17 protein-coding genes and 1 pseudogene are annotated in these 20,965 nt (G+C 66.2%); 6 read left to right on the top strand and 12 right to left on the bottom strand.

What is annotated here, in order from left to right:
- The first annotated feature begins 63 nt into the window (after positions 1–63).
- Positions 64–300, top strand: coding sequence for a hypothetical protein (locus tag AC5O77_RS11110; protein ID WP_182266699.1), 237 nt, complete (start codon positions 64–66; stop codon positions 298–300).
- Positions 301–341: 41 nt separating this feature from the next.
- Positions 342–1,562 carry a multifunctional CCA addition/repair protein gene (locus AC5O77_RS11115; RefSeq protein WP_494506809.1) on the top strand — a complete coding sequence of 407 codons (1,221 nt, stop codon included), beginning with the start codon at positions 342–344 and terminating at the stop codon, positions 1,560–1,562.
- Between the two features lie 47 nt (positions 1,563–1,609).
- Here the strand turns inward: AC5O77_RS11115 and AC5O77_RS11120 are convergent, their stop codons facing one another.
- The 6 genes and pseudogenes from AC5O77_RS11120 to AC5O77_RS11145 all read right to left on the bottom strand — a co-directional run bounded on the left by AC5O77_RS11120 (position 1,610) and on the right by AC5O77_RS11145 (position 4,874).
- Positions 1,610–2,044, bottom strand: coding sequence for an SseB family protein (locus tag AC5O77_RS11120; RefSeq protein WP_494506810.1), 435 nt, complete (start codon positions 2,042–2,044; stop codon positions 1,610–1,612).
- A 49-nt stretch (positions 2,045–2,093) separates the two neighbouring features.
- Complete coding sequence (locus AC5O77_RS11125; RefSeq protein WP_483005379.1) at positions 2,094–2,429, bottom strand: hypothetical protein; 336 nt, start codon at positions 2,427–2,429, stop codon at positions 2,094–2,096.
- A gap of 3 nt (positions 2,430–2,432) precedes the next feature.
- Positions 2,433–3,086, bottom strand: coding sequence for a S41 family peptidase (locus AC5O77_RS11130; RefSeq protein ID WP_494506811.1), 654 nt, complete (start codon positions 3,084–3,086; stop codon positions 2,433–2,435).
- Entirely contained in the window at positions 3,087–3,470 is a 384-nt protein-coding gene (locus tag AC5O77_RS11135) for a hypothetical protein (protein ID WP_494506812.1), read from the bottom strand.
- 186 nt (positions 3,471–3,656) lie between these two features.
- A pseudogene (locus AC5O77_RS11140) lies at positions 3,657–3,836 on the bottom strand (hypothetical protein); the annotation flags it as partial.
- Positions 3,837–3,839: 3 nt separating this feature from the next.
- On the bottom strand, positions 3,840–4,874 hold the full coding sequence (locus AC5O77_RS11145; protein ID WP_494506813.1) for a S41 family peptidase: 1,035 nt from the start codon (positions 4,872–4,874) through the stop codon (positions 3,840–3,842).
- 165 nt (positions 4,875–5,039) lie between these two features.
- Between AC5O77_RS11145 and AC5O77_RS11150 the strand changes: the two genes are divergently transcribed.
- The gene (locus AC5O77_RS11150) at positions 5,040–5,297 is read left to right on the top strand and encodes a hypothetical protein (RefSeq protein ID WP_494506814.1); all 258 of its coding nucleotides are present in this window, start codon (positions 5,040–5,042) and stop codon (positions 5,295–5,297) included.
- Here AC5O77_RS11150 and AC5O77_RS11155 read toward each other — a convergent pair.
- The 6 genes from AC5O77_RS11155 to AC5O77_RS11180 form a co-directional block, all read right to left on the bottom strand.
- Positions 5,260–8,289, bottom strand: a complete 3,030-nt coding sequence (locus tag AC5O77_RS11155) for an autotransporter family protein (RefSeq protein WP_494506815.1) — start codon at positions 8,287–8,289, stop codon at positions 5,260–5,262. The genes AC5O77_RS11150 and AC5O77_RS11155 overlap by 38 nt on opposite strands.
- Positions 8,290–8,588: 299 nt before the next feature.
- Entirely contained in the window at positions 8,589–9,656 is a 1,068-nt protein-coding gene (locus AC5O77_RS11160) for an acyltransferase family protein (RefSeq protein ID WP_494506816.1), read from the bottom strand.
- Complete coding sequence (gene nagA, locus AC5O77_RS11165) at positions 9,656–10,804, bottom strand: N-acetylglucosamine-6-phosphate deacetylase (RefSeq protein WP_012512109.1); 1,149 nt, start codon at positions 10,802–10,804, stop codon at positions 9,656–9,658. Before nagA ends, AC5O77_RS11160 begins: the two co-directional genes overlap by 1 nt.
- Complete coding sequence (locus tag AC5O77_RS11170) at positions 10,804–11,832, bottom strand: SIS domain-containing protein (protein WP_049400482.1); 1,029 nt, start codon at positions 11,830–11,832, stop codon at positions 10,804–10,806. Before AC5O77_RS11170 ends, nagA begins: the two co-directional genes overlap by 1 nt.
- A gap of 7 nt (positions 11,833–11,839) precedes the next feature.
- A complete protein-coding gene (locus AC5O77_RS11175; RefSeq protein WP_006391719.1) occupies positions 11,840–12,907 on the bottom strand; it encodes a LacI family DNA-binding transcriptional regulator in 1,068 nt (355 codons plus the stop codon).
- Positions 12,908–12,946: 39 nt separating this feature from the next.
- Entirely contained in the window at positions 12,947–14,236 is a 1,290-nt protein-coding gene (locus AC5O77_RS11180; RefSeq protein ID WP_032128949.1) for a sugar MFS transporter, read from the bottom strand.
- A 376-nt stretch (positions 14,237–14,612) separates the two neighbouring features.
- On the opposite strand from AC5O77_RS11180, the gene AC5O77_RS11185 reads away from it, so the two are divergent.
- The 3 genes from AC5O77_RS11185 (at position 14,613) to AC5O77_RS11195 (ending at position 20,950) form a co-directional block, all read left to right on the top strand.
- Positions 14,613–15,629: a glucokinase family protein gene (locus tag AC5O77_RS11185; protein WP_032130422.1), complete on the top strand. Its 1,017-nt coding sequence runs from the start codon at positions 14,613–14,615 to the stop codon at positions 15,627–15,629.
- Between the two features lie 143 nt (positions 15,630–15,772).
- Positions 15,773–18,481 carry a TonB-dependent receptor gene (locus AC5O77_RS11190; protein WP_121504374.1) on the top strand — a complete coding sequence of 903 codons (2,709 nt, stop codon included), beginning with the start codon at positions 15,773–15,775 and terminating at the stop codon, positions 18,479–18,481.
- A 111-nt stretch (positions 18,482–18,592) separates the two neighbouring features.
- Complete coding sequence (locus AC5O77_RS11195; RefSeq protein WP_478057554.1) at positions 18,593–20,950, top strand: beta-N-acetylhexosaminidase; 2,358 nt, start codon at positions 18,593–18,595, stop codon at positions 20,948–20,950.
- The last annotated feature ends 15 nt before the right edge of the window (positions 20,951–20,965 follow it).

Here is a 20,965-nt window from a genome sequence, read left to right on the forward strand (position 1 = left end):
TCCAAGGGTTGCCGGCCAGCGGCCGGCACTACCCGGCATCCATTTCCCGGGGAGAGGAAAGCGATGAGCCTGCTGGCCTGGATCGGGATGTTCGCCGCCTGGAGCCTGTTCGCCACCTGGGTATTGCGCTGGGGTGGCGCGGCCTGGATGGAAGGCTGGAAGTCGCTGGCCTTCGTCGACAGCTGGGGCAGCCTGTGGGACGAATCGCAGATCAAGCTGTACTTCCTCTGCCTGTGGATCGTCTACGGCCTGTGGTTCCTGGCCGGCCTGTTCGTGCCGGAGTGGCGCGGCCTGCCGTGATGCCGCTGCGTCGGTAGTGCCGGGCATGCGATCATCCTCCCATGAAGATCTATCTTGTCGGCGGCGCCGTGCGCGACCGCCTGCTGCAGCGCCCTGCCGGCGACCGCGACTGGGTGGTGGTCGGTGCCACGCCCGCGCAGATGGAGGCGCAGGGCTACACCGCCGTCGGCCGCGACTTCCCGGTGTTCCTGCACCCGAAGACCGGCGAGGAGTACGCGCTGGCACGCACCGAGCGCAAATCCGGCCGCGGCTATCGCGGTTTCGTGGTCGACGCCGATCCGGCGGTGACGCTGGAAGAAGACCTGCAGCGCCGCGACTTCACCATCAACGCGATCGCCTGTGACGAAGACACCGGCACGCTGGTCGATCCTTACGGTGGCGTGCGCGATATTGAACAGCGCGTGCTGCGCCACGTCGGTCCTGCGTTCGTGGAAGACCCGCTGCGCGTGCTGCGTGCGGCGCGCTTCATGGCGCGCTTCGCGCCACTGGGCTTCACCATCGCCGAAGAGACCATGGCGCTGATGCGCGAGGTCGCCGCCAGTGGCGAGCTGGACGCGCTGGTGCCGGAACGCGTCTGGCAGGAACTGCGCAAGGCGCTGGTCAGTGAACGGCCCTCCGCCTTCCTGCGCACGCTGCACGATGCGCAGGCACTGGGCCCGATCCTGCCCGAACTGGAAGCGCTGTATGGCGTGCCGCAGCGTGCCGAATTCCACCCGGAAGTCGATACCGGCATCCACCAGGAAATGGTCAGCGACATGGCCGCGAAGCTGGCACCGGGTGATGACCTGGTCGGCTTCGCTGCCCTCACCCACGACCTCGGCAAGGGCCTGACCCCGCCGGAGGAATGGCCACGCCACATCATGCACGAGCAGCGCGGCATCAAGCCACTGAAGGCATTGTGCGCGCGGTTGAAGATTCCCACCGAGCACCAGCAGCTGGCCGAAGCGGTCTGCCGCGAGCACTTGAACGTGCACCGCATCGACGAACTGCGCGATGCCACCGTCCTGGAACTGCTGGGCCGCTGCGATGCGCTGCGCCGTCCGGAACGCGTGGCCCGCATTGCGCTGTGCTGCGAGGCCGACAAGCGCGGCCGGCTCGGCTTCGAGGATGCCGACTACCCACAGGGCGAAACGCTCAAGCGCCTGCACCAGGCGGCGCTGTCAGTGCAGGCGCGGGATCTGGATACCACGCATCTGAAGGGCCCGGCCATCGGCGAAGCACTGGCCAAGGCGCGGGTGAAGGCCATCGCCGCCGCCCGCTGAAGCCCTGGTAGTGCCGGCCGCTGGGCGGCAACCAGACAATCCCTGGATCAGTGCGCCATGCCACGTGTGATCGCTGCAGCCCGCTGCTTCAGCTGGGCCACGGCATCGGGAATCATCTCCATGCCCACGTCCAGGCCCGGGTTCAGCACCAGGCCGACGCCGTCGCCGATACCGGCCAACAGCGCGTGCACCGCAATCGGCATGGCATGCGCAAACTGCGGCAGCTGCTCGTGCCACAGGCCGGCGCGCTCGGGGGCGGTGAACACCGCGAACATCGGCTCGCCGCTCTCGCTGGTCAGCACCAGCGGCGAGATGCTCTCGTCCCAGGCGCCGTCTTCGCCAATGGCCTTGTCCAGCAGCACGAACGCCGTCGAGGTCAGCAGGCCGTCGAGGAACTGCGCTGCGGTCAGCGTGCCGTCCTGGGCCTGCAGCAGGCGCGCCTCGAGGTCGTTGAGGGGTTCGAACGGGGTGTCGTGGTCCATGGTCGGTTCCGGTACGTGATTGCAGGGCAGACTTTAACAGGCCCGCTCCTCAACCGAGGAATCCATGACGCCACAGCCAGCCCAACGCCGCCAGACCGGCCACCACCACCAGCATCAGCGGCAGGCCGAAGCGGTGCCGCCACGGGATCGGCACCCCGCCCAGCTGCTGGTCCATGGTGTCGGTGTCCAGCACCCAGCCGTGCCCGCACCGGCTGCAGGCCAGCTCGTAGCGGCGATGGTAGGTGAGGCCAAACAGCAGGTCGATGCGCGCCATCCTGTAGCGCAGCTGGGGCGCGAACTCGGTTTCCGTCTGGCAGCGCAGGCAGTGGTGGGCTTCGGTCGGGCCGACCACCATCACCCGTTCCTGCTGGCCGATCAGGATCATGGATCAGCGGCCCTGGCAGGCGGGTTGGGCCAGCAGCCAGGCTTGGGCGGCGGCAAGGGTGGCCGCATCGCCTGTCGTCAATTCATCCGGAGTAATCCTGGCACCGGCGCCAGCGCCAGTGCGGTCTTTCATCACCGCGGTCGTCACCGCCAACACACTGCCATCCACCAAGGGCCGCGTATCGTTGCTTGTCGAGAAGCCCGCTGTCGACTGCCCGAAACTCCGCGTCTGGGGGCGCCCCCTGAATGACAGCATCGTCGCTTCGCCAGAGCTGGCGGTATTCGACCCGACCAGAACGGCGACGGGCGCGCCGGGCTGCTTGAGGGAATACCCCGGTCGACCGAATCCCAGCCTGGGACGACCATCGACCTGCACCATGGTCGGCGCCAGACTCCAGCGCCGCGGCCCGTGGGCAGTAGCAAACGACCCGACCTCTTCCACGCCTGTCGACGACGTGCGCAGCAACGGCGCAACACCCAGCAGCATCGGCCACATGTTGCCCCCACGGTTGCTGCGCAGATCGACAATCCAGCCACAGCGATCGCCGCTGTCCTTGCCACGGATGACATCCTGCCATTGCAGCGCGCGCTGGATGTCCTGATTGAACTCGTCCTGCCGCGTAGCCCCCGGCGTGGCGGCATAGCCTTCGATGACCACTCAGCCAATGCGTGCATCGACGGCACCAGCCACTTTCGCCTTGGCAACGGCCTCAGCGCCGACCTGCTTCGAGCGCTCCGTGGCTTCACGCTTGCGTGCAAGCGTCATCCAGACACCATGCCCCCCGGTGCTCTCCACGATGATTTCACGCAGGGCGGTATGCAACGCACCCGGGTACGCCTGCAACGACGCCAGTCGCTTACGAGCGGCAGGCCAGTCCACTTTGTCGCGGTACAAGGCTTCATGCTCGAGCAGATCCAGGATCTGTACCTGCGCTTCCGGCGAAGGTACTTCGGTGGTGGACGCGATGGCGGCCGTTGCGTTGGCTGCCAGAAGGGTCAGTATCAGCGCGCCATTCCCAAGAACTCCCTTGCACATCTGCATGCGACGTTTCCTTGTCGTTGGGTCAGGTTCACAGCATAACCGTGGCGAATCATGCCGCGCCATTACGCGGATAGCCGTTGTAGAGCCGAGCCCATGCTCGGCTGCATGGGACACGATCAAAGCAGCCGAGCATTGCTCGGCTCTACAGGGTCATGGCGCCGGTGGAATCTGTGCCGACCAAGGTCGACACCTACCAGAGCGGGTCTCGTAGCGGCGATGGTAGGCAAGGCCAAACAGCAGGTCGATGCGCGCCATCTTGTAGCGCAGCTGGGGCGCGAACTCGGTTTCCGTCTGGCAGCGCAGGCAGTGGTGGGCTTCGGCTGGGCCGACCACCACCACCCGCTCCTGCTGGCCGATCAGGATCATGGATCAGCTGCCCTGGCAGGCAGGCTGGACCAGCAGCCAGGCTTGGGCGGCGGCAAGGGTGGCCGGTCCGCTGGGGGTAGCCTGATCCGGCTGCATCCTGCCACCGTCGCCCTGGCCGTTACGGTCGGTCATGACGTTGTGGGTCAACAGCAAGGTGGTACCGTCCACCAGCGTCGTCGGTCGATTGCCGGTAGAAAAGCCCGCGCTCGGCTGACCGAAACTACGACTCCCTGGTTGCCCTCGAAACGCGAGTGCCACTGCTTCGCCGGAGCTGGCAGTGCCTGCCCCCATCACCACCGCCACCGGTGCCGTGCCCGCACGCAGCCGATACGCGCCCTGTCGTGAACGCAGCATCGATGCGTTGCCTTGCACGACTTCACCTTCCGCCTGCCGCCACCACAGCAATCCATTGGCACTACGGAAAGCGCCGATCAACGCTCCCTGCGTATCCGGCGTTCCATGCAGCAATGGCAACAAACCAAACAACATCGGCCACATGTTGCCGCCGCCATTGCTGCTTACATCCACTACCCAGCCGCACCGCATGCCGTCATCCAGGCCAGCGATACGCTCCTGCAACGCCAGCGCGTAGACCTTGCGTGCTTCATAACGTTCCGATTCGCTGCGTTGCAGGTCTTCCACGAAGGGGCTCACCCGCAGCACGCCGATGCGGGGATTGGCGTGTCTGGGGGCAGCGAGGTCGGTCGCCTGAGCGGCATTCAAGCGCTGAGCACGTTCGGAGCGCTGACGCTGCTCGCTTGGTGAAAACCAACGGCCGTGGCCTCCGCTGCTGAGTGCGGCGGCCTCATCCAGAACACGGCGCTGTTGTGCGCGGTCATCACCTGCGGCGTTCAGGCGCGCGCGCACGTCGTTCCAATCGACGCGGCCACGGTACAAGGACTGGGTTTCCAACAATTGCAGCATCTGCTCACGCGCTTCGGGCGACGGCAGCTCCACTGTTTCCTCTGCAACAGCGGCCGCAGATGAAAGCAGCAGCGTGGCGAGCATGGCGGCACGAACATTCCTTAGGTCCAGCATCGACGACTCCTTGTCATGTATCGAAGCCATAGGATAGCCGTGGCGGGATCGATCTCGCCACGCACCGTTGTCCTATAGAGCCGAGCCCATGCTCGGCTCTGTGGGATTGGACCGAAGCAGCCGAGCATGGCTCGGCTCTACAGGGTCATGGCAGCGGAGAGAGTCGTGCCGACCAAGGTCGGCACCTACCAGAGCAAGGTCATGGCGCCGGTGGAATCTGTGCCGACCAAGGTCGACACCCACCAGAGCAAGGTCATGGCGCCGGTGGAATCCGTGCCGACCAAGGTCGACACCTACCAGAGCAGGGTCAGGGCGCCGGTGGAATCTGTGCCGACCAAGGTCGACACCCACCAGAGCGGGTCATGCCGCCGGGCATGGCCCGGCGCTACCAGTTCGCGCGCAGGCCGATGTTGCCTTCGATGATGCGGCGCTTCTCGTTGCGGTCGCCGCCCAGCTCGCGTGTGTAGTCGGCCACGGCATAGGCGCTGATGGTGCGATTGAAACGCCCGACCACACCTACGCCTGCTTCCAGTGCACGCGAGCGCTGCGAATTGATGATCGTGTCGTTGTCGAAGCCGACGCGGTCCTCGCCGGAACGGCCATGCCAGTAGTTGAGCTTGAAGTACGGTTGCCAGCCGTTGTCGGCCAACTGGTAGTCGCCGGCCAGGCGCAGGCCGATGCGGCCGGTCCAGGCATTGTCGTTGTCGAAACGCACGCTCGATACTTCATCGCGGCGGTCGTCCAGCGCGGTGCGCTGCCAGATCACCTGTACCTGCGGTTCCAGCCACCATGCGGACTGACCGACGTGCAGCAGCGGCTTGCCGGCTTCCACCGATACGCTGGTGCCATCGCCCTTGATCCCGAAGCCGAGTCCACGCGAAGAACGCACGCGGCCGTCGTAGCGGCTCTGCATCGCCACGGCGTCGATGTAGCCCCCGCTGCTGTCGGTGAACGTCCAGTACAGGCCCACGTGCTTGTCGTCCAAGCGGTTCTGCCCCACCTGCACGTTCTCCCAGCCGAGTGCCAGGCCGGTGGTCTTGCCCTGCGCGCGGGTGCGGCCGACGAACACGCCGATCTGGTTGCGATGATTGTCAGACGCTGCGGCCCACACATCCAGACCGGCCTGCAGGCCCATCACATCGCCATCGAAGCCGGGCTTCGCATCACCCTTCCAGTGGATCTCGCTGCTCTGCCCCACCAACCGGCCCCACGCGGTGCGGAATGCACCCTGGTTGTACAGCAGGTGTTGTTCGCCCTGCCGCTCGTGGAAGGTACCGAGGCTGGCCAGCGAGGTCTCGCGCAGCAGCGGCGGCACCACGGCGTAGGTGGCGGTTTCCACGCGGTACAGCGGTACCACTGCGCCCTCGGCGGGGCGTGCACCCGGCGTCGGCGGCGCACCGGTTCCGGGCAGCGCTCCGCCAGCCACCGGCACGTCCGGCACCGCTGGATCACTGGGCGGCGCCACCGGTACGGGTTCCGGCGGCGGTGGTGGCGGCGCGGTCTCGCCTGCGGTCAGATCCGGATCGGTTGCACCTTCGGGCGGCGGTGGCGGTGCCGGGGTGATCGGTGGTGGGGGTGCGACGGGTGGTGTCGGCGGCGGCGGTGCGCCATTGATACCGCTTCCGTTGGGCGCCGGTGCCGGGCCGGCCACCACGGTCGAGCGCAGGTACCAGTTCTCGCTGGTACCGGCACTGACACCGCCCTTGAACAGGAAGTACTCGTAGGCACCGGCTGCCACCGGTGCGAACAGCGAAAACGCGCCCGGCGCGGTGCGACCACCATTCAACGCCTGCACCAACAGGATGCCATCGGCCAACGTGGCCGCTCCACTGCCTCCAGCGTTGATGACGCCGATGCCGGTCGTGCCGGTGGCGGCACCGCCATCGATCACCAGTCGATCGCTGGTGGAATTGTCCGCACCCAGCACGGTACGCAGGTACAGGCCGCCACCGTCACCGCGGTAGTTGCCACGCACGGTGAACACGTCGCCGGCGCCGGCACCGGTCAGGTCGATGCGCCCGGCATTGACCATCTCCACCAGTCCGCCACTGTTGAACGGACGGACGGCATGGCCGCCACTGCCCGCGTAGACAGTGCTGGTGTCATCCACCGTGAGCGTGCCGGTGCCGGTTCCGCTGTCACCCAGCACCAGATCAACATCGAAGGTCAGCTCGGTGCTGTTGGCCAGGCTGATTGTCTCCCAGTTCTGGAAGCGTCCCACGCCCGCAGCCTTGACGTTGTTGAAGTTGAGCTGATCGATGCCACTGCCACCGTCGAACAGCGGCACTGCACCAAGGTTGCCCTGGTTGAGGTTGCTGAGGTTGGCCACGTCGTTGTCCGGCCCCAAGTCGATCGCGCCGTAGACGATGCCGCCGCCGTTCCAGTTGAAGGTGTCGTTGCCGGTGCTGAGCAGTACCTGGCCGCGCACGGTGCCATCGGTGATGGTCACGCTATCGGCACCACCACTGACACTGATATTGCCGCCGATGTAGGCCGTACCCGAGATGATGATGGTGTCGGTGTCGAAGCCGGTGACCACGTTGCCCTCAACGATGCCGCCGGACTGATCCCACAGATTCTTGTCCAGCTTCATGTTGACGCGGCCGACGCGGCCAGCGGTCATCCAGGCCTGGTCGCCATCCTCGAACGCACCGATGATGCGGCCACCGCTCATGCGGAAGGTATCGATGTTGTCGCCCTGCTGCAGCGCGCCGATCGTGCCGCCACTCATGACGAAATCATCGCGGCCGCTGCCCTGCACCACCACACCGGTGACGGTGCCGCCGGTGACGGTCACCTGGTCATCACCGGTGCCCTGGTCGACGCTGTCGATCGTACCGTCGCTGAGCTGCAGCACATCGTTGCCATCACCCTGCAGGACACCTCCGGCGATGCTGCCGGCCTGCATCTCGAGGCGATCGTTGCCGGCATCGAACTGCACGCCTGTGCGGCCACTGATGGCTCCGCGGTTGATCAACACGCTGTTACCGCCACCGACGAACTGCAGGGCGATGGTGTTGCCGGTGCTGATGCTGCCAAGGTTCTCGACGCGGCTGCCGCCCCCAAGCTGCACGGCCACACCGCCCACTGAACTGATCGCGCCCTGGTTTGACAGCAGGTGCCCGCCGGCACCGACCAGCGCGATGGCCGATCCACCACCATTCTGCTGCAACTGGGCACCATTGGCGACGTTGACGGTGATTCCGGCCACGCCACTGGCAGTGATGGGAACGGTCTGCGGATTCGGTGCGTTGGCATCACAGGTGACCGTCTGGCCGGCGGTCGGTGCCGGGTTGTTGCAGCCCGCCCAGGCGACGCCGGCGGTCGTCAGAAGCAGGGACGGAACGGCGAGGGCCTGCAACACGGAAACAGCAAGGCGGCGCGGGCGGAACGCACGCGGAACGGCACGGGACATGGGGCACTCCTGGACGGGAAATCAGGAACTGCGTATGTGCGGCACTGCGCTTGCAGTCTGCCGTGTGGTGAAGCGTTTCGACAGGTGAACTTGCGTGCAGAGAATCACAGTTCAGATGTGAAAACGCCCGGTCCTCACGCCAATGTGATGTGCCTGAAATCGTTCATTTTTTCGGAACTTGGGAATCACGCGCAAAGCATCCACGCATGGCGTGGATCTACTGACCCTGCATCGCCAATCGATTCACTCATGGCACCTGGTAGATCCACGCCATGCGTGGATGCCGTTGGCGGATGGGGTCAGATCTTCAGATAGATCTTCCGCCGGTCCAGCCACCACGCCACGCCCCACCACAGTGCGACGAACACCAGCGCCTGCAGCATCGACGCCAGCTCCAGCGTCTGCGGCATCGCGGTGGCCAACTGCTGCCAGATCCAGCCCCAGGCGCCGGTGGCCATCAACACCACCGACATCACCGATGCCCCGAGATACGCGGTGATCGCATTGACCCCGAAGCGCCGGCCGAGTGCCGGCCAGCCCTTCTGGTCAATCAGTACGTAGCCCAGCCACAGCGCCAGCGCCGCAAGGCCGCCGGTCCACAGCACGTAGCTGGGCGTCCACAGCTGCTTGTTCAACGGCAGTACCACGGCCAGCAGCAAGCCCAGCACGGCAGCAACCGCGCCCAGCCCAGCCAACGCAGCAGTGCGCCGGTTGCGCAGCAGGCCACCCGCCAGCAGGCCAAGCACCGTGCTGGCCAACGCGCCCAGCGTGCTCAGCAGCCCTTCCGGGTCATGGCCGAGCCCGGTATCGGCGTGCCATTGATAGATCCACGGTGCGAACAGCGCGGTATCCAGACGACTGGCCGGATTGGTCCACGGCGCAAGGTCACCGATGCCGAGCAGCAGTACGGTGTACCCCACCAACAGCACGATCAGCGCACCGACCTGCACGCGCGGCAGCGCATACACCGCGAGCACGCCCACCAGCGCCGCGCATACCGCGATCCGCTGCAGTACGCCCCATATGCGGAAGTGATGGGTATCCAGCGCCCACCAGATCAGCAGGTGCAGCAGCGCTCCGGCCAGCAGGATGCGCAGCGCGCGTTCCAGCACGCCGCGTGCCAATGCCGGTCGCGCCGACGCGTCCAGCGCGCGTGGCGCCACGCTGAAGGCCATCGACACGCCGACCAGGAACAGGAAGAACGGGAACACCAGATCGGTAGGCGTGCAGCCATGCCATTCCGAATGACGCAGCGGCGCGAACACCGCGCTCCAGTCACCCGGGTTGTTGACCAGCAGCATTGCCGCCACGGTGATGCCGCGCAGGGCATCGATCGAGCCCAAGCGGCGCGGCGGCATACTGTTCATCAGGCGGCCTCGTATTGTCCGGCAATCCAGGTGCCACGCACCTGCAGGGCATCGTCCAGCAGCACCAGGTCGGCCTGGTAGCCCTCGGCGATGTGGCCCAGACGATCGTCAACGTTGAGGAACTGCGCCGGATAGGTCGAGGCCATGCGCGCGGCTTCGGCCAGCGGCTGGCCGAGGAGCTGCACGGTGTTGCGCACGGCAGTGGCCATGTCCAGCGCCGAACCGGCCAGCGAACCGGCCGCATTGCGCACCACGCCATCGATGGCGGTGATGGTTTCGCCGTACAGCACGTAACTGGGATCGTCGGCACCGACCGGCGGCATCGCATCGGTGACCAGCAGCAGGCGGCCGCGTGGCTTGGCCGCCAGCGCCACGCGCAGGCTGGCCGGATGCACATGCACGCCATCGACAATGATGCCGATCCAGCTGTCGCGGTCTTCCAGCGCAGCGCCGACCGCACCGGGCTCACGCCCCTGCAGCGGGGACATCGCGTTGTACAGATGGGTGAAGCCACGCACGCCGGCATCCAGGCCGGCGCGGATCTCTTCATAGGTGCCTGCGGTGTGGCCGGCGGCAACGATCACGCCGCGCTCGACCAACGCACGAATGGTTTCCAGCGGCACGCGTTCCGGTGCCAGCGTCAGCAGGGTCACGCCGTTGTCCAGCGATGCGGCCAGCGCGATCTCTGCTTCGTCTGGCACACGGAACTTGCTGGCATCGTGCGTACCCTTGCGGGCCGGCGCGATGTACGGTCCTTCCAGATGGATGCCGATCACGCCTGGTACACCCTGCGCGATCGCCTCGCGCAACGCATCGATGGCTTCACGCATCACGCCCACGTCATCGCTGATCAGCGTCGGCAGCATCGCGGTGGTACCGAAGCGGCGGTGCGCCTGCGCGATGGTCCGCAGCGACGCCACGTCCGGCGTGTTGTTGAACAGCGCGCCGCCGCCACCATTGACCTGCACATCGATGAAGCCGGGCAGCAGCCAGCCACCGCCCAGATCAACCTGCTCGGCGGCCTGGCCCAGCTGCGGCGCTGCATCGGGCAGCAACGCGCTGATGCGGCCGTGCTCGATCACCACCGCCAGATCATCGCGGAATTCGTCGCCGGCAAGGACGCGGGCATTGCGCAGGACCGTTGCCATCACACCGTCTCCGTGACCTTGTTCAGGTGCGGCGGCAGGTCCGGGTTGAAGCCACGACGCAGCGCCAGCGCGTTGATCGCGCGGTAGAAGCTCTGCACGGTCAGCAGCGGTGCGCACAGCGGATGCGGCGCGGCCGCTACCGGCAGGTTGCCACCGGCACCGGCCATCCACACCTGTGCACCGCGCGCGGTGAATTCTTCGACGACGGCACGGGTGCCGGCGCCGGTTTCATCAGGCTGGGCAAAGGCCAGCACCGGGAAACCGCGGTCGACCAGCGCCATCGGGCCATGCTTCACTTCGGCCGAGCTGTAGGCTTCGGCATGCAGGCTGCAGGTTTCCTTGAACTTCAATGCAGCTTCCTGCGCCGCGCCCAGGCCCAGGCCACGGCCGAGCACGAACAGGTTGGTCGCCTCGACCAGGCCCTCGGTCACCGGCGTCCAGTCGCACTGCCAGGCCTCGCGCATCGCGTCCGGCAGCAGGTCCAGCGCCGCACGCAGGCTTGCGTCCTGCTTCCAGTAGGCAGCCAGCTGCAGCAGCGCGGCCAGGGACGCCAGGTAGCTCTTGGTCGCCGCCACACTCTTCTCGGCACCGGCATGCAGCGGAATGACCGTATCGGCCAGCTGCGCCAGCGGCGAATCCTCGACGTTGACCAGTGCGATCACGCGCGCGCCGGCGGCCTTGGCAGCTTCCGCGTTGCGCAGCAGGTCCGGGCTCTTGCCCGACTGCGAGATGACGATGAACAGCGCGCCACGCAGCTGCAGCGGTGCGGCATAGACCGAACCCACCGACGGCGAAGCCGATGCGACCACCAGGCCCAGCTGGGTTTCCAGCAGGTACTTGCCATAGGTGGCGGCATGGTCGGAGCTGCCGCGTGCGCAGGTGACCACGAACGGCGGCGGCGCCGCACGCAGGCTGGCGGCCAGGGTTTCCATGGTGGCGTGGTTGCGCGAGAACTGGCGCGCGACCACGTCGGCCGCTTCAGCGGCTTCGGCGAACATCAGGGTGGACGTGGGGTCTGACAGCGACATGGCAGGCTCAGGCAGGATCGGAAGGAAGGGGGCGTGCGCCGGCCGGGCGCATCGGCGCGGTCGAACCGCGCACCACCAGCTGCGGCACGAAGCCCTGGTTGTGCAGTGGCGCCGGTGCATCGTCGTAAGCGTCGCTGCGCAGCTGGGCGATCAGCAGGCGCGCGGCATGGCGGGCGATGTCTTCGGTGGCCTGCTTGGCAGTGGTCAGCGGCGGCCATGACTGGCGCGAGAACGGGCTGTCCTCGAAGCCGGCAATGGACAGGTCGTACGGCACGTTCATGCCGGCCGACTTCGCGGCGGCCAGCACGCCGGCGGCGATTTCGTCGTTGGAACCGAAGATGGCCGTGGGCGGTTCGCGTAGCGCCAGCAGGCGGCGCGCACCACGGAAACCATCGTCGAAGGTGTAGTCGCCCTGCACCACCAGATGCTTGTCCACGGTCATGCCGTAGTCCTTCAGTGCGGCTTCGTAACCGGCATAGCGTTCGCCCGAGGAGCGGTGCGAGATGCCGCCCCAGAGGAAGCCGATGCGCTGGTGGCCCAGCTGGATCAGGTGCTCGGTGATCTCGTAGGCGGCCTCGCGGTCGTCGACGAATACGCAGGCACCATCGGCCGGGTCTTCGGTGGCCGCAATGATGCGCACCAGCTTGATGCCGCGCGCGGTCAGCGCCTGGATCAGGTCGCGGCGCTCGGACATCGGTGCGGTCAGCACCAACCCGGCCAGGCGCGAACGCTGTACCCAGTCGGCCAGTTCATCGGCCAGCAGCGGCGAGCTGGAATCGCAGGGATGGATCTGCAGGCCGAAGCCGGTCTCGCGGCACGCGGCCAGCACGCCGTTCTGCACGCCGATGATGTGGTACGGGTTCGGGTTGTCGTAGACCAGCCCGATCACGAAGGTGGTGCCGCTGCGCAGGTTGCGTGCGGACGGATCGGGCTCGTAATCGAGCTCGGCGATGGCACGCAGCACCCGCGCACGGGTGGCCTGCATCACCGAAGGCTCGTTGTTGATCACCCGCGAGACCGTCTTCAGCGAGACCTTGGCCTTTTCCGCAACGTCCTTGATGGTCGCTCTGCGCATGGGTTTTCCCTGGGGTTGGCTGCCGTCCATCATCGCCGATCAGGCCTTGTCCTGCGGCAGGCCGGCGCGGTGGCCGACCACCGAGTAGAACAGGATGTACAGGTAGCACGGCACCATCAGCAACACGAACACCAGCTGGAAGTCGATGTGCTGCTTGAGCACGGCGAACAGCTGCGGAATGATCGCGCCACCGGCAATGCCCATCACCAGCAGCGCCGAGCCGGTCTCGGTGAAACGGCCCAGGCCGCGGATCGCCAGCGGGAAGATCGCCGGCCACATCATGGCGTTGGCGAAGCCCAGCAGGGCCACGAAGGCCACCGACACATAACCGTGGGTGGCCCAGGCACCCAGGCAGAACACCACGCCCAGCACCGCCGAAATGGTCAGGTAGCGCGACTGCGACACGACCTTGGGGATCAACAGCAGGCCGACCACATAGCCGACCAGCATCGCGCCAAGGGTAAGCGAGGTGAACATCTTGGTCTGGTCCAGCGGCAGGTCGAAGCCATGCCCGTAAGTACCAATCGCATCACCGGCCATCACCTCCACGCCCACGTAGACGAACAGGCACAGCACGCCCAGCCACAGGTGCGGGAACTGGAAGATGCTGCGGCGCTCGGCGGCACCGGCAGCCGCCGGCGTGGCGTTGGCTTCGGACGACTTGATTTCCGGCAGCGGCGAGAACAGCACCGCCACCGCCAGCACCACCAGCAGCGCAGCCATCGCCAGGTACGGGGTGTGGATCTTGGCGGCAAACTCGTTCAGCAGCGCGGCCTTTGTGACTGCATCTGCCGCCTGCACCTGTGCATCGAGGTCACCGATGCCGTGCAGCACCAGCGTGCCGATCAGCACCGGCGCCAGCATGCCGGCGATCTTGTTGCAGATGCCCATCAGCGCGATGCGGCGTGCCGCCGTTTCGATCGGGCCGAGGATGGAGATGTAGGGGTTGATCGCAGTCTGCAGCAGGGCCAGGCCGCTGCCGATCACGAACAGGCCGCCAAGCGCGCCCGGGTACCAGCGCTGGGTGGCGAACTCACCGAACAACGCAGCACCACCGGCCATCACCAGCAGGCTCAGGCTCAGGCCCTTTTTCATGCCGGTGCGGCGCAGGATCCAGGACGCCGGCAGGGCCAGGAAGAAGTAGGACAGGTAGAACACCATCAGCACCAGGAAGGCGCCGACCTCGCTGAGTTCAAAGGCGAGCTTGACGAAGGTGATCAGCGGGCCGTTGAGCCAGGTGAAGAAGCCGATCAGGAAGAACAACACGCCAACGATGGCGATGGAGGTGGCCACGTTCGGGCGCGCGCTTGCAGCGGGGACGGCGGACATCAGGAGGGCTCCTGCGGCGACGGCCGCAGAACACGGCGTCGGAGAGTGGCTGGGAACAACGTTGTCACATTCTTTCGATGGACAGCCGCGGTTTGTCAACTTCCACGCGCAGCCCTGTGAACCTCGTGCTGCACTGCGCAACCCAATCGCAACGCATCGTGCTGAATGCGCCGAAGGCCTTGGCCCATGTGCGGCAACGGTTCCCACGTGAAACCCGCACTCACGCCATGTAAACGTTTACTGCATGTCGCATTCGTTGCGATGCAGCAACGAAAGTGTCACGAACTCGTTGACATCGTTGTCAGCGGGGTTACAGACTCCGCCCCAATCGCCGCCCCCGATCCCGGGGCCGGCCCCACCTGCAGCAGGAGCCCGCGTGACCGCCAGCCACCCCGCCCCGGCCCATGTCCTGTCCCGAGTCGCGCCGACGTTCCTGGCCGCCGACGTCGGTGGCACCCATGTGCGCGTGGCCCGGGTCCAGGCCAGCGGTGATGCCGCCCATCCGGTGCAGGTGCTGGAGTACCGCAAATACCGCAACGCCGACCATGCCGGCCTCAGCGCGATCCTGTCCGACTTCCTCGGCGAAGGCCCGCGGCCCACGCATTGCGTGGTCGCCAGTGCCGGCTACGCCCGCGAGGACGGCACGGTGATCACCGCCAACCTGCCGTGGCCGCTGTCGGCGCGCCAGGTGGAAGCCGACGTCGGCCTGCAGCGGGTCTACATCGTCAACGACTTCGAAGCCGTGGCCTACGCCGCCGCGCAGGTTGACGCCAGTGGCGTGCTGCACCTGTGCGGACCGGAAACCGCCGCCCGCGGCCCGACCCTGGTGGTCGGCCCCGGCACCGGCCTCGGCGCCGCGCTGTGGATCCCCACCGCGCACGGCCCGGTCGTGCTCCCGACCGAAGCCGGGCAACCGACCCTGGCCGCCAGCACCGAACTGGAAATGGCCATCGTCCGCCACATGCAGCGCGACCGCGCGCACGTGTCGATCGAACACGCGATCTCCGGCCCGGGCCTGATGAACCTGTACCGCGCGGTGTGCGCACTGCAGGGCCAGGCGCCGACCCTGGCCAGCCCCGACGCGGTCACCGCTGCGGCCATGGCCGACAGCGATGCACATGCGCGCCAGGCGCTGGATGTGTTCTGCGGCCTGCTCGGCAGCACCATCGGCGACATGGCGCTGTTCTACGGCGCCCACGGTGGCGTCTACCTGGCCGGCGGCATCCTGCCGCAGATCCGTGAATACCTGCACGCCAGCACTTTCGTCGAACGCTACCTGCAGAAGGGACCGATGGGCGAAGCGCTGGCACGCATCCCGGTGAAGGTCGTCGAGCACGGCCAGTTGGGCGTGGTCGGCGCTGCCAGCTGGTACCTGCAGCAGTCGGCCGCCTGATACCGCAACAGGCTTCAACGCAATCGCAGCACGCAGTACGTGGCACGCCAACGCACGGGACTTCGCCGCCGCCCCGCGCATGTCATCGCAACCGTAATCGAACACCGCCGCCGGCATCCAATCGAGTGATGAGGAGAGACATCATGAACACCCGCAAGACCCTGCTTTCGGCCGCCATCGTCAGCTGCCTCGCCTTCAGCGCGCACGCGCAGCAGGCCACCCAGACCGCCACCGACCTGGATACCGTGCAGGTCACCGGCATCCGTGGTTCGATGGAAAAGTCGCTGGATACCAAGCGCGAAGCCAATGCGCGCGTGGAAGTGGTCACCGCCGAAGACGTGGGCAAGCTGCCCGCGCACAACGTCGCCGACACCCTGCAGCGCCTGCCGGGTGTGAACATCAGCTCGTCCAGCGCCGACGAAGGCGGCTTCGACGAAGCCGACCGTGTCAGCCTGCGCGGCACCAGCCCGAGCCTGACCCAGACCCTGATCAACGGCCATACCGTCGGCTCGGCCGACTGGTTCGTGCTCAGCCAGGGCAACAACGTCGGCCGCAGCGTCAGCTACTCGCTGCTGCCGTCGGAACTGGTGCGCTCGGTGGAAGTGAACAAGTCCTCGCAGGCCAAGCTGCAGGACGGCGGCACCACCGGCACCGTCAACATCCTCACCCGCAAGCCGCTGGAATTCTCCAAGCAGTTCACCGCAGAAGGTTCGGTCGGCATGGTGCGTTCGGACCAGGCCAAGTCGAACGACCCGCAGCTGTCGGCGCTGTTCAACTACAAAAACGATGAAGGCAACTTCGGCGTGATGGTGCAGGCCTTCAGCCAGAAGCGCGAGCTGCGCCGCGAAGCGCAGGAAGTACCGGGCGGCTTCTTCCAGATCGATCCGAATGGCACCGTGGCCAAGTCCAACCCGGACCTGGCCGGCGTGTACGCGCCGGGCCTGCTCGGCTCGACCCTGTTCGAACAGACCCGCGAGCGCAAGGGCGGCCTGGTGTCGCTGCAGTTCAAGCCGATGGACAACCTGACCCTGGGCCTGGAAGGCTTCAGCTCGGAACTGAAGGCGAACAACTACAACCGCAACTTCATGCTGTGGGGCGGCCGCATCCTCAACGACCGCACCGTTGAAGATGCCAATGGCAACAAGATCCTGATTCCGGGCCAGGCCCCCAATCCGGGTTACGTCGTCAAGGATGGCGTACTGACCAACGCCACCTTCGCCGGCCAGGCCGACCGCGACTACGCGGTGTACGACATGATCTACCGCGAGTCGAAGGCCAAGACCAACTACATCACCTTCGATGCCGACTGGCAGATCAGCGACAACCTGGGCATGAAGTTCCAGGCCGGCAACACCAAGGGCACCGGCGATACACCGCGCCAGTACATCGCTGAGGTCAACCTGGCCCGCGGTGGCGGCGCCAACTGGTCGACCCATGGCAACGGCTCGCCGATCGACTGGAACGTCGGTGGCAACATCGGTCCGGGCGGCGTGACCGACTTCGGCACCTGGGGCAACCAGCAGGTCACCGCGATCGACAAGGAAAAGTGGGCCACGCTCGATTTCAACCAGTACTTCGCCGATGCCGGCGTACTGAACTCGATCGATTTCGGCGCCCGCTTCGGCGACCACAAGCGCGAGGCCAAGTCGCCGGAAGGCGCAACCCCGGGCGCGATCTGGAATGCGCTGAAGAACGGCGCGACCGCCAACTTCCCCGGTGGCTTCGCCAACGGCATCGGTGGCAGCTTCCCGCGCGACCTGTGGTACTTCACCCCAGGTGCACTGAAGGATGCAGTGACCAACAACTCCACCTGGCTGTCCGGCAATGACGGCCCGACTGGCCGCCACAACTACGGCGCCGAATGGAAGGTGTCGGAGAAGAACTTCGCTGCCTACGTGCAGGGCAATTTCAGCGGCGACCGCTGGAGCGGCAACGTCGGCCTGCGCTACGTCAACATCAAGCAGGACATCGATACCTACGCGGCCGCCACCGGTTCGACTGTGCCGGACGTGAGCAGCCTGTTCGGTGCCTGGACCCGCCAGGCCTTCGAGAACAAGCACAACCGTGTGCTGCCGAGCGCCAACTTCAAGTACGACCTGCGTGACGATCTGGTGCTGCGCGTGGCTGCGTCGCAGACGCAGACTCTGCCGGACTTCTCGGCCCTGGGCGCTTCATCCTACGGTTCGGACCTGAACCGTACCGGCGGCGGCGGCAATCCGAAGCTGAAGCCGGTGGTGTCGACCAACTTCGATGCCAACCTGGAGTGGTACTTCATGCCGCGCGGCATGTTGTCGATCGGTGCGTACTCGATGCGCCTGAAGGACTACGTGGCCTTCAGCACCGAGAAGGAAATGCTGTTCAGCGAGCTGACCAACCGCCTCGAGGAATACAACATCTCCCGCCCGCGCAATGCCGACGGCAAGGTACGCGGTATTGAAGTGGCCTATGAACAGCCGATCGGCGAATACTTCGGCGTCAACGCCAACTACACCTACGCTGATGGCAGCACCGAGCACACCTGGGCCGATGGAACCGACAACCTGCTGGGCACTTCGAAGAACACCTACAACGTGGGTGCCTACTTCGAGAACGACACCTTCGGTGCACGCGTCAGCTACACGCGCCGTTCGTCGTTCCTGATCGGCCTGTCCGGTGCCAACCCGTACTACCAGGATGACTTCGGCACGCTGTCGGCATCGCTGAGCTACAAGGCCACCGACTGGCTGAGCATCAGCTTCGATGCGCTCAACCTCAACAACCCGACCTACAAGTACTACCAGACCGCGGCCATCCCGACCTCGTTCTACAGCAACGGCCGCCAGTACTACCTCAACTTCCGCTTCAAGTACTGATCCAGCGGCGGCAACATCGCCGAGTCGTGCACGCACGCCGGGCCTGGGTCATTCCGGGCCCGGCGTTTTTCATGTATAGCGTTCATCGCACCGTTCCAAGGAGTCGTTCCGATGGTCAAGCCTTCCCGCGCCCGGATGCGCAGCGCACTGCTGCTGGGCAGCCTGTTCGCGATGCTGCCGGCGATGCCGGCACTCGCCGCCGATCCCACGCCCGCCGCTGAAGCTCCTGGCCCGCAGCTGCGCGCCGGCAGCCTGATGCTGATTCCCGCCCCAGCCAATGTGCAGCCCGGCCAGGGCAGCGGCATCACCGTTCGCGCCGACACCGTGCTGCAGGCCGAAGGCGAAGTCGCGCAGCGCGTCGCCGCCCAGTTCGCCGACCTGCTGGCCCGCAGTGGTGGCCCGCGCCTGGTCCTGGCCAAGGGCAAGGCTGCAGCCAAGACCGGCAGCATCCGCTTCCAGATCGTGCCCACCTTCCGCGACAGCGGCGAAAGCTACACGCTGGAAAGCACCGCGCAGGGCGTGCTGGTGCAGGCCGGCAACGAAACCGGCCTGTTCTATGGCGCGACCACGCTCGCCCAGCTCGCCACCGGCGGCAGCAATGGGGTGCTGCCAGCGGTGCAGATCCAGGATGCGCCACGCTTCAGCTGGCGCGGTTTCATGCTCGACTCGGCACGGCATTTCCAGAGCCTTGACGAGATCAAGCGCGTGCTCGACGCAATGGCTGCGCACAAGCTCAACACCTTCCACTGGCACCTCACCGATGACCAGGGCTGGCGCATGGAGATCAAGCGCTACCCGAAGCTGACCGAAGTGGGCAGCTGCCGCCTGCCGGCCGGCGATGGCGGCATCGATCCGGTCAGCGGCCAGGAGCATCCGTACTGCGGCTTCTACACGCAGGACCAGATCCGCGAAGTGATCGCCTATGCCGCGAAGCTGCATATCCAGGTGATTCCGGAAATCGATGTGCCGGGGCACGCGACCGCAGCGATCGCCGCGTATCCGGAACTGGGTTCGATCAATACCCCGCTGAAGCCGATCAGCGAATGGGGCGTGTTCCCGAACCTGTTCAACGTGGAAGACAGCACCGTCAGCTTCCTCGAGAACGTGCTGGAGGAAGTGATCGAACTGTTCCCGGCCAAGTACGTGCACGTAGGTGGCGACGAGGCGGTCAAGGACCAGTGGGAAGCCTCGAAGCAGGTGCAGCAGCGCATGCGTGCACTGGGCATCAAGGATGAAATGGCCATGCAGAGCCACATCATCAAGCGCCTGGAGACCTTCCTGGAGGAACACGACCGGCGCCTGATCGGCTGGGATGAGATCCTCGAAGGGGGCCTGCCGCCACAGGCCACGGTGATGTCGTGGCAGGGCACCGAAGGTGGCCTCGCTGCGGCCAGTGCCGGGCATGACGTGATCATGTCGCCGGTGGGTTACCTGTACCTGGACTACCTGCAGACGGCCTCGCCGAACGAGCCGCCTGGTCGCCCGACCCAGGTCAACCTCGGCAAGCTGTACAACTTCGAGCCGGTGCCGGCCGAACTGGCCGCCGACAAGCGCGGGCACATCCTCGGCCTGCAGGCCAACATGTTCACCGAACACACGCGCAGCTATGCACGCCTGCAGCACAACCTGTTCCCGCGCCTGGCCGCCGTGGCCGAGACCGGCTGGAGCACGCCGGAACATCGCGACTTCCGCGATTTCCTCGCACGCCTGCCGGCACAGCTGCAGCGCTACCGTGCCTGGGGCCTGGCCTATGCGCAGACCCCGTTCGAAGTAGGCGTGGACTATACCGATGATCGCGCGAAGAACACGGTGACCGTGTCGCTGGCCAATCCGCTGGGCTATGAGGTGCGCTACAGCACCGACGGACAGCCGGTGACCGCGCAGTCGCCGCTGTACCAGCAGCCGCTGACCGGGAAGCTGCCAACCACCGTGCAGGCTGCTGCGTTCTATCAGGGTCAGATGCTGGCGGCGAAGCCGACGGTTGCGGACTTCACTGCGCAATCGCTGCTCAGCCGCCGCAGCGATGAACTGCTCAGCTGCGTGGGCAAGAAGGGGCTGGTGCTGCGCCTGGAAGACGATGGCCCACGCGAGGGCCCCCGTGCGGTGTTCAACGTGGACATCTTCCAGCCGTGCTGGCGCTGGCCGCAGGCGCAGTTGGACGGCATCGGCAGCGTGGAAGTGCGTGCAGGTCGCATCCCGTACTACTTCCAGCTGGCCCACGACGAACCCAAGCGCCGTTTCGAGAAGGCCAAGCGCGCGCATGGCGAGATGCAGGTGCGTCGTGGCGACTGCAGCGGCAAGGTGCTGGCCGAAGTGCCGCTGCCGGCCAAGCCGGATGCCGATGGCTTCGTGACCCTGCGTGCGACGCTGCCGAAGGACACCCAGGGCACGGGTGATCTGTGCATCAACTTCACCGGCGACACGCGCCCGGCGATGTGGGTGCTGGATGAGGTCACGCTGGGGAAGTAACGGCAGGTCTGTCCT

Source organism: Stenotrophomonas sp. INTA L402-1 (genome assembly GCF_059295135.1).